General features: G+C 64.3%; 29 protein-coding genes and 1 riboswitch. Of the genes, 12 read left to right on the top strand and 17 right to left on the bottom strand.

Annotation, left to right across the window (positions count from 1 at the left end):
* Nucleotides 1-102: 102 nt before the first annotated feature.
* Nucleotides 103-1,308 carry an RtcB family protein gene (locus DQ397_RS10945; protein WP_043210321.1) on the bottom strand — a complete coding sequence of 402 codons (1,206 nt, stop codon included), beginning with the start codon at nt 1,306-1,308 and terminating at the stop codon, nt 103-105.
* A 95-nt stretch (nt 1,309-1,403) separates the two neighbouring features.
* A riboswitch (FMN riboswitch) is annotated at nt 1,404-1,545 on the top strand.
* 79 nt (nt 1,546-1,624) lie between these two features.
* Here DQ397_RS10945 and ribB point away from each other — a divergent pair.
* The gene (ribB, locus tag DQ397_RS10940; RefSeq protein WP_043210189.1) at nt 1,625-2,275 is read left to right on the top strand and encodes a 3,4-dihydroxy-2-butanone-4-phosphate synthase; all 651 of its coding nucleotides are present in this window, start codon (nt 1,625-1,627) and stop codon (nt 2,273-2,275) included.
* 132 nt (nt 2,276-2,407) lie between these two features.
* On the opposite strand, the gene DQ397_RS10935 is transcribed toward ribB, so the two are convergent.
* Genes DQ397_RS10935 through DQ397_RS10925 form a run of 3 tightly spaced genes read right to left on the bottom strand, consistent with a single transcriptional unit; the run spans nt 2,408 to nt 6,075 of the window.
* Complete coding sequence (locus DQ397_RS10935) at nt 2,408-3,604, bottom strand: SGNH/GDSL hydrolase family protein (protein WP_043210192.1); 1,197 nt, start codon at nt 3,602-3,604, stop codon at nt 2,408-2,410.
* 1 nt (nt 3,605) lies between these two features.
* Complete coding sequence (locus DQ397_RS10930; protein WP_043210194.1) at nt 3,606-4,685, bottom strand: SGNH family hydrolase; 1,080 nt, start codon at nt 4,683-4,685, stop codon at nt 3,606-3,608.
* The gene (locus DQ397_RS10925) at nt 4,672-6,075 is read right to left on the bottom strand and encodes an MBOAT family protein (RefSeq protein WP_043210197.1); all 1,404 of its coding nucleotides are present in this window, start codon (nt 6,073-6,075) and stop codon (nt 4,672-4,674) included. The genes DQ397_RS10930 and DQ397_RS10925 overlap by 14 nt, the downstream gene beginning before the upstream one ends.
* Nucleotides 6,076-6,318: 243 nt before the next feature.
* Here DQ397_RS10925 and DQ397_RS10920 point away from each other — a divergent pair, with 243 nt between their 5' ends.
* The 4 genes from DQ397_RS10920 (at nt 6,319) to DQ397_RS10905 (ending at nt 11,475) form a co-directional block, all read left to right on the top strand.
* A complete protein-coding gene (locus DQ397_RS10920) occupies nt 6,319-6,561 on the top strand; it encodes an exodeoxyribonuclease VII small subunit (RefSeq protein ID WP_011531978.1) in 243 nt (80 codons plus the stop codon).
* Entirely contained in the window at nt 6,558-7,445 is an 888-nt protein-coding gene (ispA, locus tag DQ397_RS10915) for a (2E,6E)-farnesyl diphosphate synthase (protein WP_043210199.1), read from the top strand. The genes DQ397_RS10920 and ispA overlap by 4 nt, the downstream gene beginning before the upstream one ends.
* 175 nt (nt 7,446-7,620) lie before the next feature.
* Nucleotides 7,621-9,516, top strand: coding sequence for a 1-deoxy-D-xylulose-5-phosphate synthase (gene dxs, locus DQ397_RS10910; RefSeq protein WP_043210202.1), 1,896 nt, complete (start codon nt 7,621-7,623; stop codon nt 9,514-9,516).
* A 108-nt stretch (nt 9,517-9,624) separates the two neighbouring features.
* The gene (locus DQ397_RS10905; RefSeq protein WP_043210204.1) at nt 9,625-11,475 is read left to right on the top strand and encodes a TonB-dependent siderophore receptor; all 1,851 of its coding nucleotides are present in this window, start codon (nt 9,625-9,627) and stop codon (nt 11,473-11,475) included.
* On the opposite strand, the gene DQ397_RS10900 is transcribed toward DQ397_RS10905, so the two are convergent.
* The 12 genes from DQ397_RS10900 to nrdR form a co-directional block, all read right to left on the bottom strand.
* Nucleotides 11,453-12,265 carry a cobalamin-binding protein gene (locus DQ397_RS10900; RefSeq protein ID WP_043210206.1) on the bottom strand — a complete coding sequence of 271 codons (813 nt, stop codon included), beginning with the start codon at nt 12,263-12,265 and terminating at the stop codon, nt 11,453-11,455. The two genes, DQ397_RS10905 and DQ397_RS10900, sit on opposite strands and share 23 nt — an antisense overlap.
* Nucleotides 12,265-12,684: a hypothetical protein gene (locus DQ397_RS10895; RefSeq protein ID WP_043210207.1), complete on the bottom strand. Its 420-nt coding sequence runs from the start codon at nt 12,682-12,684 to the stop codon at nt 12,265-12,267. Before DQ397_RS10895 ends, DQ397_RS10900 begins: the two co-directional genes overlap by 1 nt.
* Complete coding sequence (gene ribA, locus DQ397_RS10890) at nt 12,681-13,295, bottom strand: GTP cyclohydrolase II (RefSeq protein WP_043210209.1); 615 nt, start codon at nt 13,293-13,295, stop codon at nt 12,681-12,683. Before ribA ends, DQ397_RS10895 begins: the two co-directional genes overlap by 4 nt.
* 141 nt (nt 13,296-13,436) lie before the next feature.
* Nucleotides 13,437-14,186, bottom strand: coding sequence for an ABC transporter substrate-binding protein (locus DQ397_RS10885; protein ID WP_043210212.1), 750 nt, complete (start codon nt 14,184-14,186; stop codon nt 13,437-13,439).
* Nucleotides 14,187-14,201: 15 nt separating this feature from the next.
* Nucleotides 14,202-14,705, bottom strand: coding sequence for a phosphatidylglycerophosphatase A (locus tag DQ397_RS10880; protein ID WP_043210214.1), 504 nt, complete (start codon nt 14,703-14,705; stop codon nt 14,202-14,204).
* A complete protein-coding gene (gene thiL, locus DQ397_RS10875) occupies nt 14,702-15,664 on the bottom strand; it encodes a thiamine-phosphate kinase (RefSeq protein WP_043210216.1) in 963 nt (320 codons plus the stop codon). Before thiL ends, DQ397_RS10880 begins: the two co-directional genes overlap by 4 nt.
* Nucleotides 15,665-15,682: 18 nt before the next feature.
* Nucleotides 15,683-16,183 carry a transcription antitermination factor NusB gene (gene nusB / locus DQ397_RS10870; protein WP_043210218.1) on the bottom strand — a complete coding sequence of 167 codons (501 nt, stop codon included), beginning with the start codon at nt 16,181-16,183 and terminating at the stop codon, nt 15,683-15,685.
* Nucleotides 16,180-16,656, bottom strand: coding sequence for a 6,7-dimethyl-8-ribityllumazine synthase (gene ribE, locus DQ397_RS10865; protein ID WP_043210219.1), 477 nt, complete (start codon nt 16,654-16,656; stop codon nt 16,180-16,182). The genes nusB and ribE overlap by 4 nt, the downstream gene beginning before the upstream one ends.
* Before the next feature lie 91 nt (nt 16,657-16,747).
* Complete coding sequence (ribBA, locus tag DQ397_RS10860) at nt 16,748-17,839, bottom strand: bifunctional 3,4-dihydroxy-2-butanone-4-phosphate synthase/GTP cyclohydrolase II (RefSeq protein WP_043210223.1); 1,092 nt, start codon at nt 17,837-17,839, stop codon at nt 16,748-16,750.
* An 18-nt stretch (nt 17,840-17,857) separates the two neighbouring features.
* Complete coding sequence (locus tag DQ397_RS10855) at nt 17,858-18,523, bottom strand: riboflavin synthase (protein WP_043210224.1); 666 nt, start codon at nt 18,521-18,523, stop codon at nt 17,858-17,860.
* 43 nt (nt 18,524-18,566) lie between these two features.
* Entirely contained in the window at nt 18,567-19,697 is a 1,131-nt protein-coding gene (gene ribD, locus DQ397_RS10850) for a bifunctional diaminohydroxyphosphoribosylaminopyrimidine deaminase/5-amino-6-(5-phosphoribosylamino)uracil reductase RibD (RefSeq protein ID WP_043210226.1), read from the bottom strand.
* 2 nt (nt 19,698-19,699) lie between these two features.
* Nucleotides 19,700-20,164: a transcriptional regulator NrdR gene (gene nrdR / locus DQ397_RS10845; protein WP_043210325.1), complete on the bottom strand. Its 465-nt coding sequence runs from the start codon at nt 20,162-20,164 to the stop codon at nt 19,700-19,702.
* A gap of 105 nt (nt 20,165-20,269) precedes the next feature.
* Between nrdR and DQ397_RS10840 the strand changes: the two genes are divergently transcribed.
* Genes DQ397_RS10840 through trxA form a run of 3 tightly spaced genes read left to right on the top strand, consistent with a single transcriptional unit; the run spans nt 20,270 to nt 22,289 of the window.
* Nucleotides 20,270-20,725: a lipoprotein gene (locus DQ397_RS10840; protein ID WP_043210229.1), complete on the top strand. Its 456-nt coding sequence runs from the start codon at nt 20,270-20,272 to the stop codon at nt 20,723-20,725.
* The gene (locus DQ397_RS10835) at nt 20,726-21,385 is read left to right on the top strand and encodes a methyltransferase (RefSeq protein WP_043210232.1); all 660 of its coding nucleotides are present in this window, start codon (nt 20,726-20,728) and stop codon (nt 21,383-21,385) included.
* A gap of 31 nt (nt 21,386-21,416) precedes the next feature.
* A complete protein-coding gene (gene trxA, locus DQ397_RS10830; RefSeq protein ID WP_043210233.1) occupies nt 21,417-22,289 on the top strand; it encodes a thioredoxin in 873 nt (290 codons plus the stop codon).
* Nucleotides 22,290-22,385: 96 nt separating this feature from the next.
* Here trxA and DQ397_RS10825 read toward each other — a convergent pair whose 3' ends face one another.
* Nucleotides 22,386-22,730, bottom strand: a complete 345-nt coding sequence (locus DQ397_RS10825) for a hypothetical protein (protein WP_043210236.1) — start codon at nt 22,728-22,730, stop codon at nt 22,386-22,388.
* Between the two features lie 134 nt (nt 22,731-22,864).
* Here DQ397_RS10825 and DQ397_RS10820 point away from each other — a divergent pair, with 134 nt between their 5' ends.
* From DQ397_RS10820 to DQ397_RS10805, 4 genes are read left to right on the top strand one after another with little or no spacing between them, the layout of a single operon-like run.
* A complete protein-coding gene (locus tag DQ397_RS10820) occupies nt 22,865-23,437 on the top strand; it encodes a DUF2796 domain-containing protein (protein ID WP_043210237.1) in 573 nt (190 codons plus the stop codon).
* Nucleotides 23,438-24,148 (top strand): ABC transporter ATP-binding protein, encoded by a 711-nt coding sequence (locus DQ397_RS10815; RefSeq protein WP_043210239.1) that lies wholly within the window; start codon nt 23,438-23,440, stop codon nt 24,146-24,148. It begins immediately after the preceding gene.
* Nucleotides 24,148-25,413 (top strand): ABC transporter permease, encoded by a 1,266-nt coding sequence (locus DQ397_RS10810; RefSeq protein ID WP_043210242.1) that lies wholly within the window; start codon nt 24,148-24,150, stop codon nt 25,411-25,413. Before DQ397_RS10815 ends, DQ397_RS10810 begins: the two co-directional genes overlap by 1 nt.
* A gap of 9 nt (nt 25,414-25,422) precedes the next feature.
* On the top strand, nt 25,423-25,935 hold the full coding sequence (locus tag DQ397_RS10805; protein WP_043210245.1) for a DUF3299 domain-containing protein: 513 nt from the start codon (nt 25,423-25,425) through the stop codon (nt 25,933-25,935).
* Nucleotides 25,936-26,038 lie beyond the last annotated feature (103 nt).

Genomic DNA, 26,038 nt, shown 5'->3' with positions numbered 1-26,038 from the left:
AACGAGGGGTGCTCGAGATCCTACTTTTTCGCCGGTGGAGGATTCTCCGCACCCAATCAAGGGCTCGGCGCAATCATCATCCGAACCCGCGCCCTACAAGGCTTAGCCTTTGACACACACCACCTGACGCAAGGTGTGAAGCACTTCCACAAGCTCTCGCTGGGCGTGCATCACCGCATCGATGTCCTTGTAGGCCATCGGGATCTCATCGATCACGTCCTTGTCCTTGCGGCACTCCACGTGCGCCGTGGCCCGCCGCTGGTCCTCGACAGTGAATTGGCTCTTGGCCTTGGTGCGGCTCATCACCCGACCTGCGCCATGGCTGCAGGAGCAGAACGACTCTTCGTTGCCCAGCCCACGCACGATGAAGCTCTTGGCGCCCATGGATCCGGGAATGATACCCAACTGGCCTTTTTGCGCTGACACCGCGCCTTTGCGGGTGACCAATACCTCACGGCCGAAGTGCTGCTCACGCTGCACGTAGTTGTGGTGGCAATTGACCGCCTCGAGATTCGCTTCGAAAGGCTTGCCCAAGACCTTGCGCGTGGTGGCAATCACCGCCTGCATCATCAGCTCGCGGTTGTGCCGTGCGAAGTCCTGGGCCCACTCCACCGCCTCCACGTAGTCTGCAAAATGCCGGCTGCCTTCTTCGAAGTAGGCAAGGTCCTTGTCGGGCAGGTTCGCCAAGTGCTGGCGCATGTCGGCCTGGGCCAGTTCGATGAACAGGTTGCCGATGGCGTTGCCGACACCGCGCGAGCCACTGTGCAGCATGAACCACACGCGGTCGGCCTCATCCAGGCAAACCTCGATGAAATGGTTGCCGCCACCCAGGGTGCCCAGGTGATGGCGATTGTTGGTTTTCTCCAAGCGCGGGTACTTGTCTGTGATCGCCTTGAAACGCGCGGCCAGCCCGCGCCAAGCCTGGTCGACATGGTTAGGCACCGCGTCCCAGGAGCCCTGGTCACGCCGCCCGAAGGTCTTGCCATGGGGCACGGCTTTTTCGATGGCGCTGCGCAGGCCGTGCAGGTTATCCGGCAAGTCACGGGCGTGCAGCGAGGTGCGCGCGGCGATCATGCCGCAACCGATGTCCACCCCCACCGCAGCCGGGATGATCGCCCCGACGGTAGGGATGACGCTACCGATGGTCGAGCCCTTGCCCAAGTGCACGTCCGGCATCACCGCAAGGTGCTTGAAGATGAACGGCATGCGCGCGGTATTCATCAGTTGTTTGCGGGCGTCGTCCTCCACCGGCACGCCTTCGGTCCACAGCTTGACCGGCTTGCCGCCGGCGACGTCGAGAATGTCCATGATGTACTGCCTCACAAAAGCCTTGGTGGCCATGATACCGCCGAAGGTCGTACACCGCCGGCTTGCCAGCGGGGTGGCACAGTGGGGTATGCTTGCCCGGTCTTCAGGGCGGGGTGAAAGTCCCCACCGGCGGTAAATCGAAAGATAAGCCCGCGAGCGCCCCGGCCATGCCGGGGGTCAGCAGACCTGGTGAGATTCCAGGGCCGACGGTCATAGTCCGGATGAAAGAAGGCGTCAGGCGGGGGCCATCCGGTGCTCCTGCGCGCGCATTTTGTTCGCCCCGAGACGTTCATCGATCATTTACGAGGAGCGTTTCATGTCCACCACGCATCATCCCCAATTCCCCAATGTCACCGCTGCCATCGCCGCCTTCCAGGCCGGGCGTCCTGTGCTGCTGCTCGACGATGACGACCGCGAGGACGAAGCGGACATCATCGCCGCCGCCGAGAACATCTCGCTGCAGACCATGGCCATGATGATCCGCGACTGCAGCGGCATCGTCTGCCTGTGCCTGGACGAAGCCACGGTCGACGCCCTGCAATTGGCGCCGATGGTGCAGAACAACCAGGCGCGCCATGGCACCGGCTTCACCGTCAGCATCGAAGCGGCTGAGGGCGTCAGCACCGGCGTGTCCGCCCAGGACCGCATCACCACCATCGAAGCCGCGCTGCGCTCCACTGCCGAGCAGCGCCACATCGTCAGCCCCGGGCATGTGTTCCCGCTGCGTGCGCGCAATGGCGGCGTCCTGACCCGTCGTGGCCACACTGAAGGCTCAGTGGACCTGGCACGCCTGGCCGGCCTGCGCCCGGCGGCGGTGCTGTGCGAACTGATGAACCCCGACGGCAGCATGGCCCGGGGCGAGCAGGTGGCGATCTATGCCCGCCAGTACAACCTGCCGGTGCTGACCATCGAGGAGTTGGCGCGCTATCGCGAGGCGATGGCCGAGCGCGAAGCCGTGCCGGCCTGAGTCAGCGCAACATGCTTGCTGCGCGGCGACTCCTGCGCAGTGAACCCGCTCCCACTAGATCCTAGGCGCTCTCGAGAGCATCGTGGTTTTTGCGGGAGCGGGCCGTCTTCGGCGCTCACAATGCTGCCGCTGTCAGCGCAACTGCAGCGGCCCTTTCAAGAATTGATACAGCCCCGCCGCGCTTTTGCGATACCCCTCGGCGGTCAGGTGCACCAGATCCGGACGCGCCAGCCCACTCGCTTGCCAGGCCGCGATCGAGCACGGCCCACCCATGTATGCCTGCCAGTCCCAGAACAGCGCCTTGTGCTTCTGCGCGGCCTGGCGCTGGATGCGAATCACCGACGCCAACGGCTGCGGCTGGCGGGCCGTACAGGTGCGAGCCTTGCGATGCTTGATCGAGTCGGGCGGGCCTATCAACAGGATCGCCGCACGCGGCAGCGCCTGGCGCAGTCCGCTGAGGGCCGCGTCCAACTGCGATTGGTAGAGACTCAGGTCGAGGGTGTCATCGAAGGCTTCGTTGGTGCCGTAGGCGAGGATCACCAAGTCCGGTCGCAGGGTCTTGAGGCTCTCCTGCCAACCGGGTTGCCACTTGTTCACCACCTCCAGCCGAGCACCGTTGATGCCCAGGGACGAATAGGTCACGCCGGCGTTCTTCTGGCCCTGGATGTACCAGCCACCCAGTATCACACCTTGACTGTCTTCCACGCCGAGCCGCACCGGCAAGCTCAGATTGGTGAACGCCGGACTGAAGCGCCACTGCCCATTGCTGGCCGGCAGCATGCGCCGCTGGTTGCCATTGGCCACCAGCGTGCTGTTGCCTGCTGCCTGGTACAACGCCGAGATTCGGTAGCGCTGCGTATCGGGGTCGCGGGCCTGAAGCGTCACGCTGGCGTTTGCCAGCACCGGCCGCGACAAGTATCCACCCAGGGGAAACTGGCTGCTCTGCTGATTGCGCGCCGACACCAACTCCCACTGTTGCCGCGCACTGGCGACGATCACCCGGTCGTTGCGGATTCCCGGCACGGACGATGCCGGTATCAAGCCGATACCCCCATCGCCATAGCGCTGCTGCAACAACCGACGCAGCTCGCCGCTGAACAGGTCGGCGGCGGTATGCGAGTCACCGAACTGGACGATGGAGACGCCCGCTCGATTGGCGCCGCGCAGTTTGTTCGCCAGCAGCGCGATGTTGCCATCCTGACGCGCCGGCTGTGCGGGAATCGTCCTGGCCGCAGGCTGTGCCTGCGCGGCAGCCCCCGCACCGGTGCTGCAGCCTGGCAGGGCGCAGATCAGCAGGGTCAGGCCCAGCAGGTGATGCCATTGGCGCATTTCAATGTCCTGTAACAGTCAAACCCGGGAAGGCGATCAGCGACAGCACCTGTGCTGCGATCATCTTCTGACCGGTGATGGTGAAATGAATGCCGTCGTCGCCCCGCACCTTGACCCGCTGCCCCTCTGGTGTCTGCACTGCATAGGCGAACTGCTCGTCAGGGTAGCCAAGGAACGGGTTGGCCGAGACATAGTGCTGGCCGAACAACGCCGTACGCTCTTGATACAGACCACTGAGGTAAGCCATCGCCGTGGACAGCCGAGGCTGTTCCATATTCGGCGGGCCAACCCAGATCACTTGGACCTTGCGCTGGCGGGCCTGCTCGAGGATCGCGTCGATCCGCGAACGGTAGATCGCCTCCCACTCAGGCGACTTGAAACGCAGGAACGGCTTGCCCTTGCCCTGGGGCATGTCCCAGGGATCGTTCGGCCCCATGAACACGATCATCAGGCGAATGTTCGGATTGGCAGCCAGGGTGTCGGTCACGGTCTTGGGCCAGTTGAAAAACCCCGGGTAGGCGAGGCCGGTGCTTTGCTTGCTGAGGTTGACCGTCTTGATCTGGTAGCGCTTGCGCAGGCTGTTGGCCAGGTGCGGCGCCACGCCCTGCATCAGCGAGTCCCCCACCAGAAAGACTTCATCGCCGGTGGCTAGGCTCGCCAGCGTGCCGGAGGGCGCTACGATCGGCAGCTTGGCCTTGGCCGGCGGCACTTGTACCGTGGGCGCTGGCCGAGGCTTGGCAGGCGGAGCGACCGATTGCAGATCCACGGTCACCACCGGCATGGTCGGCGGCAGGACGACAGGCGCCGGGGTCGCGGCCACCTGCGTATTGCGCCGCAGGCTGTCGACAAAGCTGTCGCGTGCGTCTTCCAGTGCCAAGGTAAGGCTTGCGCCCAGGCGCCAGGCAGACGATTGGCCGATGACCGGCAGCTCACAACCTTGGTGGTATTTCTGCTGGCAATACAGCTTGATCGAGTCCTGGTTCAGCCAGCACAGCAGCAGCGTAGCGATGACCAACGAGTAAAGCACCCGGGCAGCGCCCAACTGCGCCTGGAACAACTGTCGGATATCAGAAACTGGCATAGATGAACCCCGGCACGCCCGATTGCGATGCAAAGATCACCAACGACACGAATACCGCCAGCGGCACCGGATACAACGGCCATGGCAGGCGCTGGCTGGCGGCAAAGCCCTGGCGCAAGATCGCCAGCCACTGTGGATAAGTCGCCACGCACAACACGCAGCCAAGCACCGCCAAACCCGTGGAGGACGACAATCCGGCGATGCTCACCTGGGCGACATTGCCGAGCATTTCCCAGGCGCCCTCGAGTGTCGTACTGCGGAAGAACACCCAGGCGAATGCCACATAGTGGAAGGTCAGCAATCGCGCAGCCAGCCCTGCCCCCGGCAGTGCCTTGGCCCCAGGCAGCAGTTGATCGAACAGCTTGTAGACCGCCAGCCCCACACCATGAAGCGCGCCCCAGAGAATGAAGTTCAGGCTCGCACCATGCCAAAGGCCGGACACCAACATGGCCAGCAACATGTTCAGGTTGCCGCGCCACACGCCCTGGCGATTGCCGCCCAAGGGGATATAGACATAGTCACGGATGAAGCGCGACAAGCTGATATGCCAACGCCCCCAGAATGCCTTGAGGTTGTGCGCCGCATAGGGCGCGTTGAAGTTCTCCGGCAGGCGAAAACCCAGCAGCAGGGCGATGCCGGTCACCAGGTTGGTGTAACCGCTGAAGTTGAAATAGATCAGGAAGCTGTAGCCATACACACTCAGCAACACCTGCTCGGGCGTGAAGCTGCCAGGCGTGTCGAACACCGGATCCACCCATTCGCTGGCCAGCCAACCACCGAGCAAAAACACTTTGACCACTGCCAGGGCAATCAGCCCCAAGGCCCGCTGGGGCTCCAGCACTTGGCGGATCGCAGTTGGACGGATCTGGGGCAGCATGTCCAGGGCACGGTTGACCGGGCCAGCCACAAGGCTTGGGAAGAATGCCAGGTACAACGCAAGATTCAGTGGCGCGGCTGGCGCCAGCTCGCACCGGTTGATCGACACCAGGTAACTCACCGAATGGAAGATGTAGAACGACATGCCAATCGGCACCAGCACTTCCAGCACCGGCAAGGACACGCGCCATCCCGACTGGGCAAGGGCGGCCTGCACGCCTTCGACGAAGAACGCTTGGTACTTGAATAGGTAGAAGCAGCCCAGCACCAACCCCAGCAACAAAGCCCGGCTGAACCAGCGCCCCGGGTAACGCGCCGCCAGCAACCCGAGCAGGTACACCAGCACGCTGTAACCCAGCAGTATGTAGAGCGACTGCAGGCTGAAACTCGCCACCAGCCCATAGCTGGCCGCCAGCAGCAGCACGTTCTGCAGACGTATGCTCCAGCACAGGCTCCAATAGACAATGAAGAACAGCGTGAAGCAGAGGCCGAATTCGATCGAAAGGAAGCTCACAACGTAATCCGTTACGTGACATCGAGTAGGAGAGATGCCGACGGTTTGTAGGCCGCGGCGCAGAGCGCGCGGGATTATGGCAGAGGGCCAAAACGCTCACAATCTGAGCGCTTCGCAATTTGCAAGCTGCCGCCTCCGACACAAATGCAACAAAATGCGACGAATGATTACCCTCCCCGGTTTGCTCCCCCTGCCCCGCTCTGCTAGTGTCGCGCCGTTCTGAATGCCACCGAGACAGTCGCCATGGCCCGCAAAAAAGCCTCCATCGATTTCGAGCAATCCCTCGCCGACCTGCAAGCCTTGGTTGAGCGCCTGGAGAACGGCGAGTTGTCGCTGGAAGAGTCGCTGGCCGCCTTCGAACAAGGCATTGCCTTGACCCGTGACTGCCAGGGCGCCCTGGCACAGGCCGAACAGAAGGTGCAGATCCTGCTCGAACGCGATGGCGAACTGGCGGCCCAGCCTTTCGATGCGGAGCCCGAAGCATGATCAGCGCCTACCAGGCCAACTGCCAGGCACGTGTCGATGCTGCGCTCGAACCGCTGTTCCAGGCGCCTTCCAAGGAGCTCGAACGCCTCTACGCCGCCATGCGCTACAGCGTGATGAGCGGCGGCAAGCGCGTACGCCCACTGCTGGCCTACGCTGCCTGCGAGGCCTTCGGTGCCCCGGCCGAGCAGGCCAATGGCGCCGCCTGCGCTGTGGAGCTGATCCACGCTTATTCACTGGTGCATGATGACCTGCCGGCCATGGACGACGACGACCTGCGTCGTGGCCAGCCCACCACTCACAAAGCCTTTGACGAGGCCTGCGCCATTCTGGCCGGCGACGGCCTGCAGAGCCTGGCCTTCAGCGCCCTGCTCGATGCGCGCCTGAGCCCTCAGGACGACGCCACTCGCCTGGCCATGGTCCAGGCTCTGGCCAAGGCTGCTGGGCCAGCGGGCATGGTCGGCGGCCAGGCCATCGACCTGGGCTCGGTGGGCCTCAAGCTCGACCAGCGCGCCCTTGAATACATGCACCGGCACAAGACTGGCGCCCTGATCGAAGCCAGCGTGCGCCTTGGCGCCCTGGCCAGCGCCCGCGCCAGCCAAGCGCAGCTCGAGGCCTTGCAACGTTATGCACAGGCCATTGGCCTGGCCTTTCAGGTGCAAGACGACATCCTCGACGTGGAGAGCGACACCGCCACCCTCGGTAAACGCCAGGGGGCCGATATCGCCCGCGACAAACCGACCTACCCGGCCCTGCTCGGCCTGGAAGCGGCCAAGGCCTACGCGCTCGAGCTGCGCGACCAGGCGCTGGCAGCACTCGAAGGCTTCGGTGACAGCGCAGCCCCCCTGCGCGCATTGGCCCGCTACATCGTTGAACGTCGCCACTGAAACCCTGACACCTCGACTGTGAGAGCCGGCTAGCCCGCAAATGCGATGCTCAATTGACCTGCGCATTCGCGGGTGAGCCGGCCCGCACAGGGGGCATGCAACCTGCGTCTGAATGGGCAGTAATTCCTACAATGGGGTAAACTGCCGCGTCTTCACATCTATAACGACTCGCCTGATGCCCACGACGTTTCAAGAGATCCCCCGCGAACGCCCGGTCACGCCGCTGCTGGACCGCGCCGACACGCCTGCCGGCCTGCGCCGGTTGGCTGAAGCCGACCTGGAGACCCTGGCCGACGAGCTGCGCCAGGAGCTGCTCTATACCGTTGGTCAGACCGGTGGGCATTTCGGCGCCGGCCTGGGCGTCATCGAGCTGACGATCGCCCTGCACTACGTCTTCGACACGCCGGACGACCGTCTGGTCTGGGACGTGGGCCATCAGGCCTACCCGCACAAGATCCTCACCGGCCGCCGCCAACGTATGCTCAGCCTGCGCCAGAAGGACGGTATCGCCGCCTTCCCGCGGCGCAGCGAGAGCGAGTACGACACCTTTGGTGTCGGCCACTCCAGCACGTCGATCAGTGCCGCATTGGGCATGGCCATTGCCGCCCGCCTGCAGAACGACCCACGCAAGTCGATCGCGGTGATCGGTGACGGCGCGCTGACCGCCGGCATGGCCTTCGAGGCGTTGAACCACGCCCAGGAAGTCGACGCCGACATGCTGGTGATCCTCAACGACAACGACATGTCGATCTCGCGCAACGTGGGCGGCCTGTCCAACTACCTGGCCAAGATCCTGTCCAGCCGCACCTACGCGAGCATGCGCGAGGGCAGCAAGAAGGTCCTGTCGCGCCTGCCCGGCGCCTGGGAAATCGCCCGCCGCACCGAGGAATACGCCAAAGGCATGCTGGTGCCCGGCACCTTGTTCGAGGAACTGGGCTGGAACTACATCGGCCCTATCGACGGCCACGACCTGCCGACCCTGATTGCCACTCTGCGCAACATGCGTGACCTCAAGGGCCCGCAGTTCCTGCACGTGATCACCAAAAAAGGCAAAGGCTTCGCCCCGGCCGAAGTGGACCCGATCGGCTACCACGCCATCACCAAGCTCGAACCTGCCGACAAACCGGTCGCACCGAAGAAGGTCAGCGGGCCGAAGTACTCGGCGGTGTTCGGCCAATGGCTGTGCGACATGGCCGCGGCCGACAATCGCCTAGTGGGCATCACCCCCGCAATGAAGGAAGGCTCGGACCTGGTGGCCTTCAGCGAACGCTACCCGGAGCGCTACTTCGACGTGGCGATTGCCGAGCAGCACGCGGTCACCCTGGCCGCAGGCATGGCCTGCGAAGGTGCCAAGCCGGTGGTGGCGATCTACTCCACCTTCCTGCAGCGTGCCTATGACCAGTTGATCCACGATGTGGCGGTACAGAACCTCGACGTGCTGTTCGCCATCGACCGCGCAGGCCTGGTCGGCGAAGACGGCCCGACGCACGCGGGCAGCTTCGACCTCTCGTACCTGCGTTGCATCCCGGGCATGCTGGTGATGACCCCAAGCGACGAGAACGAACTGCGCAAGATGCTCAGCACCGGCCACCTGTACAACGGCCCGGCGGCAGTGCGCTACCCTCGTGGTACCGGCCCCAATGCACCGATCAGCGGCGACCTGGAGCCGCTTCCAATCGGCAAGGGCGTGGTTCGCCGCAAAGGCGAGAAAGTCGCCCTGCTGGTGTTCGGTGTGCAACTGGCCGAGGCCATGAAGGTCGCCGACGGCCTCAACGCCACCGTGGTCGACATGCGCTTCGTCAAACCCTTGGATGAGGCCTTGGTGCTGGAACTGGCCGCCCACCATGATCTGCTGGTGACCATCGAAGAGAACGCCATCATGGGCGGTGCGGGGGCTGCGGTCAGTGAGTTCCTGACCCAGGAAGCCGTGCTCAAGCCGATGCTGCACCTGGGCCTGCCGGACATTTACGTCGAACACGCCAAGCCTGCGCAGATGCTGGCCGAGTGCGGGCTCGATGCCGCCGGTATCGAAGCCTCGGTGAAGGCCCGGATGGCCAAGCTCGGCCTGTAAGCCTTTACGCTGTCTGATTGACGCATTCGCGGGCTAGCCCCGCTTCCACAGGGTTGCTCTCAAGCCCTGGGGAAGCGGGGCTAGCCCGCGAATGTTATGGAACTACCGATGAAGATTTCGTCCCTCGCCACTGCAGTTTTCTGCCTGCCCACCGCCTTGCTGGCCGCCGAACCGGACCGCGACGATGCCCTCAAACTCCCCGACGTGCTGATCAGCGCCAGTCGCCAGGTCGAGTCGCGCAGCGCCACCAGCGCCGCGAATACCGTGTTCACCCGTCACGACATTGATCGCCTGCAACCCTCCAATGTCACCGACCTGCTGACCCGTGTGCCTGGCGTTCAGGTAGCGCCCACCGGTGGACGCGGCAGCCTGCCAGGGATCTTCATCCGCGGCACCAAGGCGGCCCAGACCCTGGTGCTGGTCGATGGCGTGCGCATCGCCAATGCCACATCCGGGGACAGCGCCCTGCAATACCTGGACGTCGACCAGATCGAGCGGGTCGAAGTGCTGCGCGGGTCACGCTCGGCGATCTATGGCAGCGATGCCATTGGCGGGGTCATCCAGATTTTCACCCGTCGCGGCACAGGTCCTGGCCTGCAACCACGCCTGCGCCTGGCGGCGGGCAGCAACCAGAGCTTCCAGCGCAGCCTCGGGCTCGCCGGCGGCAGCGAGGCGACCCGCTTCAACCTCGGCGCCAGCCTGGATGAGACGGCAGGCATCGATTCGACCGGGCCATCCTTTGCCAGCGACGCGGATCATGACGCCTACCGCAACAAGTCATTCAACCTGAGTCTAAGCCATACCTTCAGCGAACGTTTCGAGACAGGGCTGAATGTGCTCGATAGCCGTGGACGCCGCGAGTACGACGAGCCTCGTGGTTTCAGCGCACAAGAGCCCTATTCGGACTTTTCCGTCAGCAGCATCGGCAGCTATCTGGACGCTCAGGTCAGCGAGGGATGGAATAGTCGGCTGGAGTTGGCCCATAGCGAGAATCGCGACGAAAGCCGCGACAAACTCGCCGGGACCCGCTATCCATTCAATACCTACCGCGACCAAGCCACCTGGCAGAACGACCTGACACTGGATGACCGCAACAGCCTGCTGCTGGGAGGCGACTGGTACGAAGATCGTGTCCACGCCAGTGCCGATTTCACCGAAGACAGCCGCTGGAACCGCGCCGCCTTCGCCCAGCACCGATTCCGTGGCGAATACTTTTCCACCGAGCTTGGCGTACGTCATGACCGCAACCAGCAGTTCGGCAGCCAGACCAGCTGGAGCGGTAGCCTGACAGTACCGCTCAACGTGAATAACGATGTGCTGCTCTCGTACAGCGAAGGTTTTCGGGCACCGACTTTCAACGACCTGTACTTCCCGGGCTACAACAATCCGGATCTCAAGCCTGAACGTTCCAAGAGTTACGAGCTGCAATGGCGCAGCCAGCTGAGCGAGCGCAGTAAGCTGGAAGCCTCGCTGTATCGCACCGACCTGCAGGACGCTATCAACTACAGCGTACGCCCGGAGAATGTCGATTCCGCGCGGGTCAATGGTTTCGAGATGGCCCTGAGCCAGGACTGGGACGGCTGGACCTCCCAACTGGGCCTCTCGCTGATCGATCCACGCGACCGCGACAGCGGCCACACCCTCTCCCGCCGTGCCCGGCGTACTGTGAGCCTGGACCTCGATCGGCAGTTCGAACGTTTCGCGCTAGGCGCCAGTTGGCAGGCGGTCAGCAGCAGCTACAACGATGAAGCGAACACCGACACTATTGGCGGATACGGTCTACTGGGACTGCGCGGCAGCTGGGCAGCTACCAATGAGGTGAAGTTCGACCTGAAGCTGGACAACCTATTGGACAAACAATACAGCCGCACCCATTACAACTATGAGGGCGCCCACTACGGGTATCGCGAAGAAGGCCGCACCTGGCTGCTGAGCGTCACCTGGACACCGGTGCTTTAGCCTCCAGCAACGCGCACAAACGTGCCGTGGCGTCGATCATCTGACCGCTGGGGCGCTCCAGGCCTTTGTCGGGCACCACCAGCAGGCGGTCGGCCTTCACCGCACTGAGCGTACGCCAGGCCTTCCAGCTCGCCAGTTGCGCCGGATCACCGGCCAGGATCACGTCAGGATCGCGCAACAGTACGGCCTCCACGCTCACCTGTGGTGCAGGCTGGGGAAGGTCGGCGAACAGGTTGCTGGCACCGCAAACCGTCAAAGCGTCGCTGACGATCTGCCGCCCGCCGAGGGTGTACAGCGGTTTGTCCCAAACCTGGTAGAACACTCGCAGCGGTCGTTCGCGATGGTACTGCTCGCGCAAGCTGCGCAGCCGCTCACGCAGGGCCTGTGCGTATTGCCGGCCTTGCTCCGCTCGGCCGACCCGCTGTCCGATGGTTTCGATCTGCCCGATGAGTTGGTCGATATCCTTGGGTTCACCGACGAACGTCGCGATCCCAAGGTGCCTGAGTTGATCGCGCTGGGCCGGGGCCACGCTGTCGGGCCACAGCAGCAACAGATCAGGCTTGAGGCTGAGCAGGCGCTCCATGTCCAATTGCCCATGGCGTCCCACCGATGGCAGGCCAGACAACGCCGCAGGCCGCTCACCGCCATCAAGCACACCCACCAGCAAGTCCTCGGCGTGCAGTTCGAGCATGATTTCGCTCATTGAGGGCGCCAGGCTGATGACCCTTGGCCTGTCTTCGGCCAGGGCGCCGAAGGCCAGCAGGGCCAACAGGCAGAGAAGTACGCGCATCAGCCCAGCTGGCGAGGGATGCGGTAGAGGTAGAGCAGTACCACCGTGGAAAGCGCCAGCAGCACCTGAGGCACTGTCTCCAGGCCCACCAGCACCGACAGCGCCGCTACCCAGGCCGGGAAGCAGGCGAACAGCATGGCCATGCGCCGCACCTGGGCCAGTACGATCCAGGCCTGCGGCTCCTCCGGCGAACCCAGCGTCTTGGACGTCGCGATCAAGGCGCGCTTATACGCGCCAAAGCGCGGCAGGCTGAGGAACATGGTCGCAGCACCGGCAATGAACAGGGGCATCGCCAAGACGGGAATCAAGGCATCGCCGCCGCCAAAGGCCCAGGCCATCACTGGCAACGGCACCAGGCCCACCGCCAGGTATTGCCACCAGGCCAGCGCCAGGCGCCGCTTCACCTGGCCGCGGGTCACGCCTGGGGCTCGCCCTGGTGCTCGTTGCCCATCATGTGGCCGAGCTTGCCGGCCTTGGTGGCCAGATAGTGACGGTTGTGCGGGTTGTGCCCAGTGTGCAGCGGGACGCGCTCGGCGACCTTGATGCCCATGTCGGTCAGTGCCTTGACCTTGCGCGGGTTGTTGGTCATCAGACGCAGTGACTGCACGCCCAGGTGTTCGAGCATCGGCAGGCACATCGCGTAGTCGCGCTGGTCCGCAGCAAAGCCCAGGCGTTCGTTGGCTTCGACGGTATCGGCGCCACCGTCCTGGAGTTCATAGGCGCGGATCTTGTTCAACAGGCCGATCCCGCGACCTTCCTGGCGCAGGTACAGCAGCACGCCACGGCCTTCGCGGGCGATGGCCTGCAGGGCGGCCTCCAGTTGCGAGCCGCAGTCGCAGCGCTGACTGAACAGCGCATCGCCGGTCAGGCATTCGGAATGCAGGCGCCCCAGCACCGGCTGACCATCGGCGATATCACCCAGGCTGAGCACCACGTGCTCGCGGCCCGTGGCTTCATCGAGAAAACCATGCATGGTGAAGATCGCGAAGGGAGTCGGGAGTTTCGAGGCGGCGACAAAGACGACGGGCACGTTGTGCTCCTAAAAGTAGGCAATTTTCAATGGCCCGATTGTATCAGCAGGCTGCAGAGCATGCGCAGGCTGAATATCGCCGCTTAAGATCGAAAAGTTCGATGTTCAGACGCCGGCGCTCTCACAGCGTCTCACGCCATATCAGTACGGCTGGCTCTCTGGCGTGAAAGGGTACGGCTGCTGCCAGCGCTCGAAAATAGGCTTGAGCTCTCCGCTGCGCACCAGTTCCTGCATGCGCCGGTCGAACAGTTCGCTCAGCGCCTTGGCCTTGTCGTTGCGAGCGAAGGCAAGGTACAGCGGCAGCTCTGCAACATGGGTACGACGCCAGCGGTCAGGATCAGATGCCCGGTCCAAGACATAGTCGACCTCGGTCAAGGCATCGATGTAGAAGTCCACACGATCGTGCTCGAGCATCGGCAGGATACCTTCGCGGCGCTGGACCTCGCGGTACCTTTTGACATGAGGCAGGTAGTTCTGGAACTCATAGCCGCGTACCCAGGCCAGCCGGTACTGGCCGATGCTCTCGGGCGTCGGCACAGGCTTGCTGACCAGGCCCAGGGCATAGATGTGATCCACATCGAAATGCCAGCGGGGATAGAGGTTGTCGTCGTTTTCCTCGTGGTAGGAGCCCACCCAGGCATCGGCTTCGCCGCGCTTGACCAACCCTACCGCCCGGCTGTAAGGCGCGCTCTGGGTCAGTACCTTCACGCCTGCGGGCTCGAAGACCTTGCGCAGCACATCCCACGCCACGCCGGTGCCATCGGCGTTGGTGTAGTCGAGCCACTCTTCGCTGACCAGATGGATCTGCCTGGGCAGGCTTTCAGCCATGACCGCGCTCGCCCCTGGGCCAAGCAGCAACACCATTGCCAGCAGCACCGTCCTTATGCCCATGACCCACTCCTTAAGTCAGGCAACCACCCATACCAACACCTGCATGCCCAGCCAGGCGAACACACCAGCCAGGATGTCGTCGAGCATGATCCCGACACCGCCGTGCACGTGACGGTCGACCCAGCGGATCGGCCACGGCTTGAGGATGTCGAAGAAGCGGAACATCAAGAACCCCGCCAATAGCCATTGCCAGCCTTCTGGCACCAGCCACAGGGTGATCCACATCCCGACCATCTCGTCCCAGACAATGCCCTCATGGTCGTGCACCCGCAAGTCATTGGCGACTTTGCCGCACAGCCAGAAGCCAAACAGCATGGTGATGCCCAGCAATAGCCAGTAACCCCAGTCCGGCAGCATCTGCCACAGCGGGATGAACGGCAAGGCGACCAGCGAGCCCCAGGTGCCGGGCGCCTTGGGCAAAGTGCCGGAACCGAAGCCAAAGGCAATGAAATGCCAGGGGTTGCGCCAGACCGAAGGCGGAACGAACTCCGCAGGCACCTGGTTGGGGTGGTCGGTCACGGTGTCTCCCTAAAATGTTGATAGCCCCGTTGCGTCGGGGTGATGTCCTGGCCCTGCCGGTCGCGCAGGCTCACACCCTGCCCTTCGCGCACGCGGCCGATGACATGGATGACGCCCGTTTCAGGCAAGGATGAAAGAAGTGCTTCAGGCAGGGTGAACGCCAGTACGTAGTCGTCACCGCCGGTGAGCGCGGCGTACAGGGCCGCCTCGCGCCCCAGAAAGGCTTCCAGAGCCGGCGAGACGGGCACCTGCTCGGCGTTCACCTCCAAGGCAACGCCCGAAGCCTTGGCAATGTGGCCGCAGTCGGCGAGCAGCCCATCGGAGATATCCAGTGCTGCCGTGGCCCGACCGCGCAGCTGCCGGCCCAAGACAAGCTGAGGCATCGGCGACCAGTAGTGGGCAAGCAGCGGCTCGGCGACCTCGACCGGCGCCTGGCGCTGGCCCAGCACCAGCGGCAAGGCACCTGCGGCGTTGCCCAGATGACCGCCGACACACAGCAAATCGCCCGGCCGGGCACCGCTACGGCGCAGGGCCTGCCCGGCGGGCACTTTGCCGAACACGGTGACGGTGATGCTCAAGGGGCCGCGGGTGGTGTCGCCGCCGATCAGGCTGACACCGCATCGGTGGGCCATGAGGTTGAGGCCGTCGGCAAACTGCCTGAGCCAGTCGGCGCCAACCCCGGGCAATGTCAGGGCCAGGGTGACACCGATCGGGTCGGCGCCCATGGCCGCCAAGTCGCTGACGGCTACCGCCAGGGAACGCTGGCCAAGTAGCAGTGGGTCGCAGGCCGCAGGGAAATGCACGCCTTCGACCAGGGTGTCGGTGGACACCGCCAACTGCTCGCCGACCGGTAGTTCCAGCAGGGCGCAGTCGTCACCGATGCCGAGGACCACACCTTCGCCGCCCTGCGCACAGGACGCGGCAGCGAAGTAATGGCGGATCAGCTCGAACTCACCCATGGTCGGAAAGCGCCGCGATCAGCGCTTGTTCGCCTTGACTTCCGCGTCACGCAGCGTCGGAGCCAGCTTGTCCAGCACACCGTTGACGAACTTGTGACCATCGGTGGCACCGAAGACCTTGGCCAGCTCCACGCCTTCGTTGATCACGACGCGGTACGGCACGTCGACGCGCTTGATGAACTCCCAGGTGGACAGGCGCAGCACCGCGAGCTCGACCGGATCGAGTTCCTCAAGCGGCAGGTCCAGGCACGGAGCCAGGGCCTTGTCGATCTCGCCCTTGATTGCCGGAACCCCGTGCAGGATCTCGCGGAAATAGGCGCCATCGATATCGGAGAAATCGTTGTCGACCCGGAACTGAGCCTCAATTTCGTTCAGCGAATGCTGGGCCATGTGCCACTGATACAGCGCCTGGGTCGCGAGCTTGCGGGCTTCGCGGCGCTTGGCGCTCTTCGAGGGCTTGCCGGCATCCGCCGCGCGTGGCTCGCGCGGGTTGAAACGATCGCTTTCGTCGCTAATCACTTGGCCTCCAACTGCGCCAGCAGGCTGACCATTTCCAGGGCGGACAGGGCAGCTTCGGCACCTTTGTTGCCGGCCTTGGTGCCGGAACGCTCGATGGCTTGCTCGATGGAGTCGACGGTCAGAACACCGAAGGCCACCGGAACACCGAACTCCATGGACACCTGGGCCAGGCCCTTGGTGCACTCGCCCGCCACGTATTCGAAGTGCGGGGTACCGCCGCGGATCACCGCGCCCAGGGCGACGATCGCGTCGTATTCGCCTTGTTGGGCGACTTTCTGTGCAACCAGCGGGATCTCGAAGGCGCCCGGGGCACGAATGATGGTGATGTCGCTTTCGCTGACGCCATGGCGTACCAGGGCATCAACGGCACCGCTCACCAGGCTTTCGACGACGAAGCTGTTGAAGCGGCCAACCACCAAAGCATAGCGACCTTTGGGGGCGATGAAGGTACCTTCGATGGTCTTCAGGGTCATTCCGGTGTTCTCATCTTAAAGAGCGAGGCCGCGCACACGCGGCCTGCGGGAGGGTTTGGACACGAGCGGCAGGACGACAGTTACGCCTGTGTCACTCGGAGGGCACGTATTCTACAACTTCCAGATCGAATCCGGATATCGCGTTGAACTTCATCGGCGAGCTCATCAGGCGCATCTTGCGCACGCCCAGGTCACGCAGGATCTGCGAGCCGGCACCGACGGTGCTGTAGGTGGTCGGGGTCTTGGGCTGGGCGTCACCGGCGCTTTCACGGATGTGCGCCAGCAGCACGTCACCATCCAGCGGGTGGCCCAGCAGCAGTACCACGCCACTGCCGGCCTCGGCCACGGCACTCATCGCTGCACGCAAGCTCCAGCGGCCCGGTTGCTTGACCATCAGCAGGTCACGCAGCGGGTCCATGTTGTGCACGCGCACCAGGGTCGGCTCCTCGGCGCAGATGGTGCCCAGGGTCAGGGCCATATGCACATCGCCCTCCACCGCGTCGCGGTAGGTGACCAGATTGAACTGACCCAGCTCGCTGTCCAGCGGCTGCTCGGCGATGCGCTGCACGGTGCGCTCGTGGATCATGCGGTAGTGGATCAGGTCGGCGATGGTGCCGATCTTCAGGCCGTGCTCGGCGGCGAAGGCCTCGAGTTCCGGGCGACGGGCCATGGTGCCGTCGTCGTTCATCACTTCGCAGATCACACCGCTGGGCTCGAACCCAGCCATGCGCGCCAGGTCGCAGGCCGCTTCGGTGTGCCCGGCGCGGGCCAGGGTGCCGCCGGCCTGGGCCATCAGCGGGAAGATATGGCCTGGGCTGACGATGTCGTCGGCCTTGGCATCGCGAGCGGCGGCCACCTGCACGGTGCGCGCGCGGTCGGCGGCGGAGATGCCGGTGGTGACGCCTTCGGCCGCTTCGATCGATACGGTGAACTTGGTACCGAAGCCCGAACCGTTGCGTGGCGCCATCAGCGGCAGCTTGAGCGTTTCGCAGCGCTCGCGGGTCATCGGCATGCAGATCAGGCCACGGGCGTGCTTGGCCATGAAGTTGATGTGCTCGGCCTGGCAGCACTCGGCGGCCATGATGATGTCGCCTTCGTTCTCACGGTCTTCGTCGTCCATGAGAATGACCATTTTGCCCTGGCGGATGTCTTCCACCAGCTCTTCGATGCTGTTGAGCGCCACTCGGCACCCCCTTCTCAATCAGGATTTCAGGTAGCCGTTGGCGGCCAGGAAGCTTTCGGTGATGCCACTGCCCTTGCTCGACTCGGCAGCCTTGTCGCCCAGCAGCAGACGCTCCAGGTAACGGGCCAGCAGGTCGACCTCAAGGTTGACCCGACGACCTGCGCGGTAGTCGGCCATGATGGTTTCGGACAGGGTGTGCGGGACGATGGTCAGCTCGAACTCAGCGCCATCGACCTCATTGACCGTCAGGCTGGTGCCGTCGACGGTGATCGACCCTTTGTGGGCGATGTACTTGGCCAGCTCCTTGGGCGCACGCACGCGGAACTGGATAGCGCGCGCGTTATCGCTGCGCGAAATGATCTCGCCGACGCCGTCGACGTGGCCGCTGACCAGATGACCGCCCAGGCGGGTGGTGGGGGTCAGGGCTTTTTCCAGGTTGACCCGGCTGCCACTCTTGAGATCGACCATGGCGGTACGCTTGAGCGTTTCGACGCTGACATCGGCCCAGAAGCCGTCACCTGGCAGTTCCACGGCCGTCAGGCAGACGCCGTTGACGGCGATGCTGTCGCCGAGCTTGACGTCGGCCAGGTCAAGCTTGCCGGTCTCTACATAGACGCGCACGTCACCGCCTTTGGGCGTCAGGCTGCGGATGGTGCCGATGGATTCGATGATGCCGGTGAACATGGTGTCCTCCTCGGGAACAGGGCTGCGCGTGGCAAGCCAGGCATTATACGCCGGACGCCGGCAAGGGAATGGCCGTGATCCGCCAGTCATCGCCGACTGCGCGCACCTCGGTGATTTTCAAACGCGGGGCCTCGCTCATCTTTGCCAGCGGCCAGTCCAGCAGCGGGCGAGCACTGCTGCCCAGGAAGGTGCCAGCGACGAACAACTGGAACTCATCCACCAAACCCAGGCTCGCGAAGGCGCCGACCAGGCCAGCGCCGGCCTCCAGCAGGATTTCGTTGACACCACGGGCAGCCAGGGCGCGCAGCAAGGCTGGGAGATCGACCCGGCCATGCTCGCCTGGCAGGCTCAGCAGTTCGTGGCCAGCCTGGGCGTAGCGAGGGTCGGCGGCGACGGCGGTCACCACCAGGGCCGGGCCGGCCTGGAAGAACGGAGCGTCCAGCGGCAGACGCAAGCGTCCGTCGATCAGGACACGCAATGGCGGACGTGCCAGGGCCAGGGCGGTGGTGTCCGGGTCCAGGCCCAGTTCGGCGCCGCGCACGGTCATGCGGGCGTTGTCGGCCAGCACGCTTTCGGCGCTGGTCAGCACCACGCTGGAACGGGCGCGAAGGCGCTGTACCGCGGCGCGCGCTGCAGGGCCGGTGATCCACTGGCTCTCGCCGCTGGCCATGGCAGTGCGACCGTCCAGGCTCATGGCGAGCTTGGCCCGCACGAATGGCAGCCCATGCTCCATGCGCTTGAGAAAGCCCGGATTGAGCGCCCGGGCCTCAGCCTCGAGCACGCCGCTGCTGACCTCGATGCCGACCTCGGCCAAGCGACGCAGGCCTTTGCCTGCCACCTGCGGGTTGGGGTCCTGCATCGCCGCCACGACCCGGGCCACGCCAGCCTGCACCAACGCCTCGGCGCATGGGGGGGTGCGGCCATGGTGGCTGCACGGCTCGAGCGTCACGTAGGCACACGCACCTCGTGCGCGCTCGCCGGCCTGGCGCAGGGCATGGACTTCGGCATGGGGTTCGCCGGCTCGCACGTGCCAGCCTTCGCCGACCACCTCGCCGTCCCGCACGATCACACACCCTACACGCGGGTTGGGATGGGTGCTGTACAGGCCCTTGCGGGCCAATTCCAGGGCTCGCGCCATGTAGTGGGCATCGAGGATGGCGGTTTGGCTTGGCATGGTCATTCTTTGGCGGGCTCTCGGGCCAGGCGGTCGATTTCTTCGCGGAACTCGTCCAGATCCTGGAAGCGCCGGTAGACCGATGCGAAACGGATGTAGGCGACTTCGTCGAGCTTGCGCAGCTCGGCCATCACCAGTTCGCCCACCACCAGCGACTTGACCTCGCGCTCACCGGTGGCGCGTAGCTTGTGCTTGATGTGCGCCAGCGCCGCTTCCAGACGCTCGACACTGACCGGACGTTTTTCCAGCGCTCGCTGCATGCCAGCGCGCAGTTTTTCTTCATCGAAGGGCTGGCGGGTGCCGTCCTGCTTGATCAGCCGGGGCAAGACCAGCTCGGCGGTCTCGAAGGTAGTGAAGCGCTCGCCGCAGGCGACGCATTCACGGCGGCGGCGCACCTGTTCGCCCTCGGCGACCAGGCGCGAGTCGATGACCTTGGTGTCGTTGGCACCGCAAAAGGGACAGTGCATGGTGGCAGGCAACAAAAAAAGGGAGGGCCATGGTAGCGCATCCCACTGGCAAGACAAGCCAAAGGGGTTACCATCCATGGAATTCTGCCTGCGAAGGATTACCCCATGCATTACCGAGCGCTCGTCGTGCTGTGCCTCACCGGCCTGCTCGCCGCCTGCGGCAGCGACCAACCCAAGCCCGAGCAAACTGTCACCGCGCCCCCGGCCAAGGCCGTGAAGAAAAAAGGCGAGGAGCTGGGCCCGCTGCCGGCCTATCAGCGCGAACTGAGCGGCACCTTGCTACAAGTGCCGGCCGGCGCCGAAGTGGAACTGGCGCTGCTGGTCATCGATGAGCGTGGCCGCCCGCAGCGCCTGCTGGCGAGCAGCAACCTCACCGGTACCGGACAGGACCTGCCCTACCGCCTGCGCTTCAGCCCCGAAGCCTTCCCTGCCGGCGCTCGCGTGGAGTTGCGCGGCCGGGCCAGTCGCTCTGGGCAGTTGATCTTGCACCTGCCACCTCTGCGTATCGCCCAGGCCACCACCCAGGTCACTGGTCCCCTGCGCTTCGAGAAGGCGCCCTAGATGCCCCCATTGCATCTGCAGCGGGCCCTGAGCGGTCTGATCGGCGAGGCGCGTCTGGTCGAGAGCGAGCTACCTGACTGCGAACTGAAGCTGTGGCTGATCGACGCCGACAACATGGACCGCGCCTTCAGCCCCGAGGAAACCCGGCGCATCCTCGACGAACCGCCGTACTGGAGCTTCTGCTGGGCCAGCGGCCTGGCCATGGCCCGCTACCTGGCCGAGCAACCGCACTGGGTACGCGGTAAGCGGGTGCTGGACTTCGGCGCAGGCTCAGGTATCGCCGGTATCGCCGCCGCACGTGCAGGCGCACTGGAAGTCGTGGCCTGCGACCTCGACCCATTGGCACTGGATGCCTGTCGCGCCAATGCCGCACTCAACGGCGTGAAACTTGGCTACAGCGGCGATTTCTTCACAGAACAAGACCGCTTCGACCTGATCCTCGTCGCCGACGTGCTCTACGACCGCGCCAACCTGCCACTGCTCGATGAATTCCTCAGCCGCGGTCGCCAGGCCTTGGTGGCCGATTCCCGGGTGCGCAACTTCGATCATCCGCGCTATCAGGCGCTTGGCGTGCTCGAGGCGCTGACCCTGCCGGACCTGGCCGAGCCACACGAATTCCGCCGGGTCAGCCTGTACCACGCCAGCCGCGAGCCTTTATAGTGGTGCCATTCAAGGATTTGCGAGAGTCGCGATGAACCAAGACACGCCGTACATTTTCGATGCCAGCGATGCCACCTTCCAGCAACTGGTCATCGAGAATTCTTTTCACAAGCCGGTGCTGGTGGATTTCTGGGCCGAATGGTGCGCGCCGTGCAAGGCGCTGATGCCGTTGCTGGCCAAGATCGCCGAGGGTTACCAGGGCGAGTTGCTGCTGGCCAAGGTCAATTGCGATGTGGAGCAGCAGATCGTCGCCCAGTTCGGTATCCGCAGCCTGCCGACCGTGGTGTTGTTCAAGGACGGTCAGCCGGTCGACGGTTTTGCCGGCGCCCAGCCTGAGTCGGCCATCCGCGCGATGCTCGAACCCCACGTGCAAATGCCCGCCGCACCGACCGCCTCGCCGCTGGAGCAGGCCAAGGCACTGTTCGCCGAAAGCCGCTTCAGCGAAGCCGAAGCGCTGCTCCAGGCGCTGCTGAGCGAAGACAACAGCAATGTCGAGGGGCTGATCCTCTATGCCCGTTGCCTGGCCGAGCGAGGCGAGCTGGGCGAAGCCCAGGTGGTGCTGGATGCGGTCAAGACCGACGAGCACAAGGCCGCCCTGGCCGGCGCCAAGGCCCAGCTGACCTTCCTGCGCCAGGCCGCCAGCCTGCCGGAAGTTGCCGAGCTCAAGAGCCGCCTGGCGCAGAACCCGCAGGATGACGAAGCAACCTACCAGCTGTGCATCCAGCAATTGGCTCGCCAGCAGTACGAGCCAGCGCTCGAGGGCCTGCTCAAGTTATTCCAGCGCAACCGCGGCTACGAAGATGGCCTGCCGCAGAAGGCGTTGCTGCAGGTGTTCGAGCTGCTGGGCAATGATCATCCGCTGGTGAGCGTTTATCGGCGTAAGCTGTCGGCGGCGATGTTCTGATCGTCATTGCGGCTGTTTTGCAGCCCAAGCGCAGGCTACGCCAGCTCCCAATGTGCTGTCGGGATGGCCTGCGATGGGCCGCACAGCGGCCCTCGCTCATCCTACCCAGTGATACACCGGCGCGTCCGGGCCGCTTTCCACCTTCACCTCATTGCTGTGGCGCAAACGCACCAACAGCCGCTTGCCCGCTGCCGTGCTGCCGGCGAGTCCTTCCAGGCGCCCCAGCAACTCCGGCCCGCTGATCTGCACGGCCTGACGCAGCAGCTCACAGGCAGCCAACCATTGCCCATCGTCCTGCTGTGGTGGGGTGGTTGCGTTCGTAGCCGCCGCTTCGGCAATGGCCGGCGCCTCCAGTTGACGTCCCAACTGCGCCCACTCCGCAGGCTCCAGCTCGATGGTCAGGTCCACCGGCCAATCGCCGATTTGTCCACGTATTCTCACGCTACCTTCCTTACCTACAGGGTCGATGGCTTCATGCTCCCATGAACATGAAACCTGCGCCAGGCAGGTGGTCAGCGCCGAAAAACTTGTTATAACATTACGAAACCATTTCTTGCCCGCCCCTGGAGTCCTCCATGCGCCGCTTGCTTCTCGCCCTACCCTTCGCCCTGCTTCCCTTGGTTGCAGCCCAGGCCCACGATGATCACGATCATGCCCACGATACCCTCGGCGCCCATGAACATGGTGTGGCCACGCTCAACGTGGTGCTCGATGGCAATACCCTGGAACTGGAGCTGGACAGCCCGGCGATGAACCTGGTCGGCTTCGAGCATGCAGCCACCCGCGACACCGACAAGGCCAAGGTCGCCGCCGTACGCCAGCAACTTGAGCAACCGTTGAAGTTATTCGGCGTGGACCAGGCCGCCGGTTGCACGGAGGACGCCCAGGAACTCGGCAGCCCGCTGTTTGGCGATGCACCACACGCCCACGACGATGACGAGCATGGTCACGAGCACGGGCATGAACACGCCGACGTCAACGCCCATTACCAATTCAAATGCGTAGCGCCTGGCAAGCTCGCCCAGGTAGACCTCGCCCCGCTGTTCCGGGCTTTCCCGGCGACCCAGAAGATCAATGTGCAATTGATTGGCCCGAACGGCCAGAAAGGCCTGCAAGCCTCCCCCACCAACAGCGTGGTCGCGTTCTGAATGAGCCAGGCGCTGATCGACCTACAAGGGCTGCGGTTCGCCTGGCCCGGCCAGCCACCTTTGCTGGACATCCCCGCGTTTCGCCTGCAAGCCGGTGAAGCGCTGTTCCTCAAGGGCCCTAGCGGTAGCGGCAAGACTACATTGCTCGGCTTGCTGGGCGGGGTGAATCGCCCCGATCAAGGCCGGATCCTGCTGCTCGGCCAGGACCTCGCCGCCTTGGGCCAGGGCGCCCGTGATCGGTTTCGGGTCGACCACACCGGCTATATCTTCCAGCAGTTCAACCTGCTGGCGTTTCTCTCGGTACGGGAGAACGTCGAGTTGCCCTGCCGCTTCTCACGCAGCCGCGCCGCACGGGCGGTCCAGCGCCATGGCAGCATCGACCAGGCGGCCGCCACGCTGTTGGCCCACCTGGGCCTGACTGACCCGGCGCTACTTGCCCGGCGCGCAGACAGCCTGTCGATCGGCCAGCAGCAGCGGGTCGCCGCCGCCAGGGCGTTGATTGGCCAGCCCGAGCTGGTGATCGCCGACGAGCCCACCTCGGCGCTGGATGCCGATACCCGCGAGGCGTTCATCCGCCTGTTGTTCGACGAATGCCGTGCGGCCGGCTCCAGCCTGCTGTTCGTCAGCCATGACCAGAGCCTGGCTCCGCTGTTCGACCGTCACTTGTCCTTGGTCGAACTCAATCGCGCGGCCAAGCCCCAGGAGGCCTGATGTACTTGCTCCGCCTTGCCCTGGCCAGCCTGGCCAACCGCCGCTTCACCGCCTTCCTGACGGCCTTTGCCATCGCACTGTCGGTGTGCCTGTTGCTGGCTGTGGAGCGTGTGCGCACGGAGGCCCGCGCCAGCTTCGCCAGCACCATCAGCGGCACCGACCTGATCGTCGGCGCCCGCTCGGGGTCGGTGAACCTGTTGCTGTACTCGGTGTTTCGCATCGGCAATGCCACCAACAACATCCGCTGGGACAGCTTCGAACACTACGCCAAGGACCCGCGGGTGAAATGGGCCATCCCGATTTCCCTCGGCGACTCCCATCGCGGCTATCGGGTGATGGGTACCACAGGCGATTACTTCGACCATTACCAGTTCGCACGCCAGCAACATCTGGCCCTGAGCCAGGGCCGGCCCTTCGCAGCGGACCCGTTCGAAGTGGTGCTGGGCGCCGAAGTGGCCGAGGCGCTGCACTACAAACTCGGTGACAAGCTGGTGCTGGCCCACGGCGTGGCCGCCATCAGCCTGGTCAAGCACGACGACAAACCCTTTACCGTCGTCGGCATCCTCGAACGCACCGGCACGCCGGTGGACCGCACCCTGCACATCAGCCTGGCCGGCATGGAGGCAATCCACGTCGATTGGCACAACGGCGTTCCAGCCCGTGGCGCCGGACGCATCAGCGCCGACCAGGCGCGCGGCATGGACTTGCAACCCGCCGCGATCACGGCGTTCATGCTGGGCCTGAACAACAAGATCGCCACCTTCAGCCTGCAGCGAGAAATCAACGAATTCCGTAGCGAGCCGCTGCTGGCAATCCTCCCTGGGGTTGCTCTGCAGGAACTCTGGAGCTTGATGGGCACAGCCGAACAGGCATTGTTCGTGGTGTCGCTGTTCGTGGTACTGACGGGTTTGATTGGCATGCTCACGGCGATCCTCACCAGCCTCAACGAGCGCCGCCGGGAAATGGCCATCCTGCGCTCGGTGGGCGCGCGCCCCTGGCACATAGCCGGGCTGTTGGTGCTCGAAGCGCTCACCCTGGCACTGGCCGGTATCGGTGCCGGGCTAGGCTTGCTGTATGCGGGAATCGCCCTGACCCAAGGCTACGTGCAGGCCAACTATGGCCTCTACCTGCCGCTGGCTTGGCCGAGCGCCCATGAATGGACGCTGCTGGCGATCATCCTGGGTGCCGCGCTGCTGATGGGCAGCGTGCCGGCCTGGCGTGCCTATCGTCAGTCTTTGGCCGATGGCCTGTCGATCCATCTCTGAGAATCGATCATGCGTCGCAAACTTGTGCTGTTGCTGCTGTTCATTCTGTCCCCTGCCTGGGGCGACGAGCCCAGAACCCTGGACTGGCCTGCCTTGATCCCGGAGGGAGCGCCGGTGGTCCCAGCCCAGATGGCACCGCTGCATGATCTGTCACAGCTGGGTAACGCCCTGGCCGAATCAGCCCCTGCCGCGCGCCAGCAGGCGCCCCACGCTCCGGTGGTCAAGGCGCTGGATGGCCAGTGGGTCAAGCTGCCCGGCTACATCGTGCCGCTGGAAGTGAGCGAGGAAGGCCGTACCACCGAGTTCCTCCTGGTGCCCTATTACGGCGCCTGCATCCACGTGCCGCCGCCACCGCCGAACCAGATCGTGCATATCGTCAGCGAGATGGGCGTGCGCATCGAAGACCTCTACCAGCCCTACTGGATCGAAGGCCGGATGCAGGTCAAAGCCACCAGCAGTGAACTGGCCGATGCCGGTTACCAGATGGAAGCTGAAAAGATCTACGCCTACGAGCTTCAATGAGCGCTGTTTAGGCGTTGTGACACGTCTTCGTTGAGCTGAATCAACAGTTCGTTTCGGCCGGCTCCTTACCATTGGACTACTCGATTACTTACGTCCTTTGGGA

Source organism: Pseudomonas sp. CK-NBRI-02 (assembly GCF_008124495.1).
In the GTDB taxonomy this organism is placed as follows: Bacteria; Pseudomonadota; Gammaproteobacteria; order Pseudomonadales; family Pseudomonadaceae; genus Aquipseudomonas; species Aquipseudomonas guariconensis.
The sequence above is the reverse complement of the archived record's forward strand: the minus strand, read 5'-3'. Positions and strand labels throughout refer to the sequence as shown.

What these genes read in the sequence shown, in the direction of transcription:
- DQ397_RS10945 (WP_043210321.1), bottom strand. Translation starts at nt 1,308, where the DNA reads ATGGACATTCTCGACGTCGCCGGCGGCAAGCCGGTCAAGCTGTGGACC.
- ribB (WP_043210189.1), top strand. Translation starts at nt 1,625, where the DNA reads ATGTCCACCACGCATCATCCCCAATTCCCCAATGTCACCGCTGCCATC.
- DQ397_RS10935 (WP_043210192.1), bottom strand. Translation starts at nt 3,604, where the DNA reads ATGCGCCAATGGCATCACCTGCTGGGCCTGACCCTGCTGATCTGCGCC.
- DQ397_RS10930 (WP_043210194.1), bottom strand. Translation starts at nt 4,685, where the DNA reads ATGCCAGTTTCTGATATCCGACAGTTGTTCCAGGCGCAGTTGGGCGCT.
- DQ397_RS10920 (WP_011531978.1), top strand. Translation starts at nt 6,319, where the DNA reads ATGGCCCGCAAAAAAGCCTCCATCGATTTCGAGCAATCCCTCGCCGAC.
- ispA (WP_043210199.1), top strand. Translation starts at nt 6,558, where the DNA reads ATGATCAGCGCCTACCAGGCCAACTGCCAGGCACGTGTCGATGCTGCG.
- dxs (WP_043210202.1), top strand. Translation starts at nt 7,621, where the DNA reads ATGCCCACGACGTTTCAAGAGATCCCCCGCGAACGCCCGGTCACGCCG.
- DQ397_RS10905 (WP_043210204.1), top strand. Translation starts at nt 9,625, where the DNA reads ATGAAGATTTCGTCCCTCGCCACTGCAGTTTTCTGCCTGCCCACCGCC.
- DQ397_RS10900 (WP_043210206.1), bottom strand. Translation starts at nt 12,265, where the DNA reads ATGCGCGTACTTCTCTGCCTGTTGGCCCTGCTGGCCTTCGGCGCCCTG.
- DQ397_RS10885 (WP_043210212.1), bottom strand. Translation starts at nt 14,186, where the DNA reads ATGGGCATAAGGACGGTGCTGCTGGCAATGGTGTTGCTGCTTGGCCCA.
- thiL (WP_043210216.1), bottom strand. Translation starts at nt 15,664, where the DNA reads ATGGGTGAGTTCGAGCTGATCCGCCATTACTTCGCTGCCGCGTCCTGT.
- ribE (WP_043210219.1), bottom strand. Translation starts at nt 16,656, where the DNA reads ATGACCCTGAAGACCATCGAAGGTACCTTCATCGCCCCCAAAGGTCGC.
- DQ397_RS10855 (WP_043210224.1), bottom strand. Translation starts at nt 18,523, where the DNA reads ATGTTCACCGGCATCATCGAATCCATCGGCACCATCCGCAGCCTGACG.
- ribD (WP_043210226.1), bottom strand. Translation starts at nt 19,697, where the DNA reads ATGCCAAGCCAAACCGCCATCCTCGATGCCCACTACATGGCGCGAGCC.
- nrdR (WP_043210325.1), bottom strand. Translation starts at nt 20,164, where the DNA reads ATGCACTGTCCCTTTTGCGGTGCCAACGACACCAAGGTCATCGACTCG.
- DQ397_RS10840 (WP_043210229.1), top strand. Translation starts at nt 20,270, where the DNA reads ATGCATTACCGAGCGCTCGTCGTGCTGTGCCTCACCGGCCTGCTCGCC.
- DQ397_RS10835 (WP_043210232.1), top strand. Translation starts at nt 20,726, where the DNA reads ATGCCCCCATTGCATCTGCAGCGGGCCCTGAGCGGTCTGATCGGCGAG.
- trxA (WP_043210233.1), top strand. Translation starts at nt 21,417, where the DNA reads ATGAACCAAGACACGCCGTACATTTTCGATGCCAGCGATGCCACCTTC.
- DQ397_RS10820 (WP_043210237.1), top strand. Translation starts at nt 22,865, where the DNA reads ATGCGCCGCTTGCTTCTCGCCCTACCCTTCGCCCTGCTTCCCTTGGTT.
- DQ397_RS10815 (WP_043210239.1), top strand. Translation starts at nt 23,438, where the DNA reads ATGAGCCAGGCGCTGATCGACCTACAAGGGCTGCGGTTCGCCTGGCCC.
- DQ397_RS10810 (WP_043210242.1), top strand. Translation starts at nt 24,148, where the DNA reads ATGTACTTGCTCCGCCTTGCCCTGGCCAGCCTGGCCAACCGCCGCTTC.
- DQ397_RS10805 (WP_043210245.1), top strand. Translation starts at nt 25,423, where the DNA reads ATGCGTCGCAAACTTGTGCTGTTGCTGCTGTTCATTCTGTCCCCTGCC.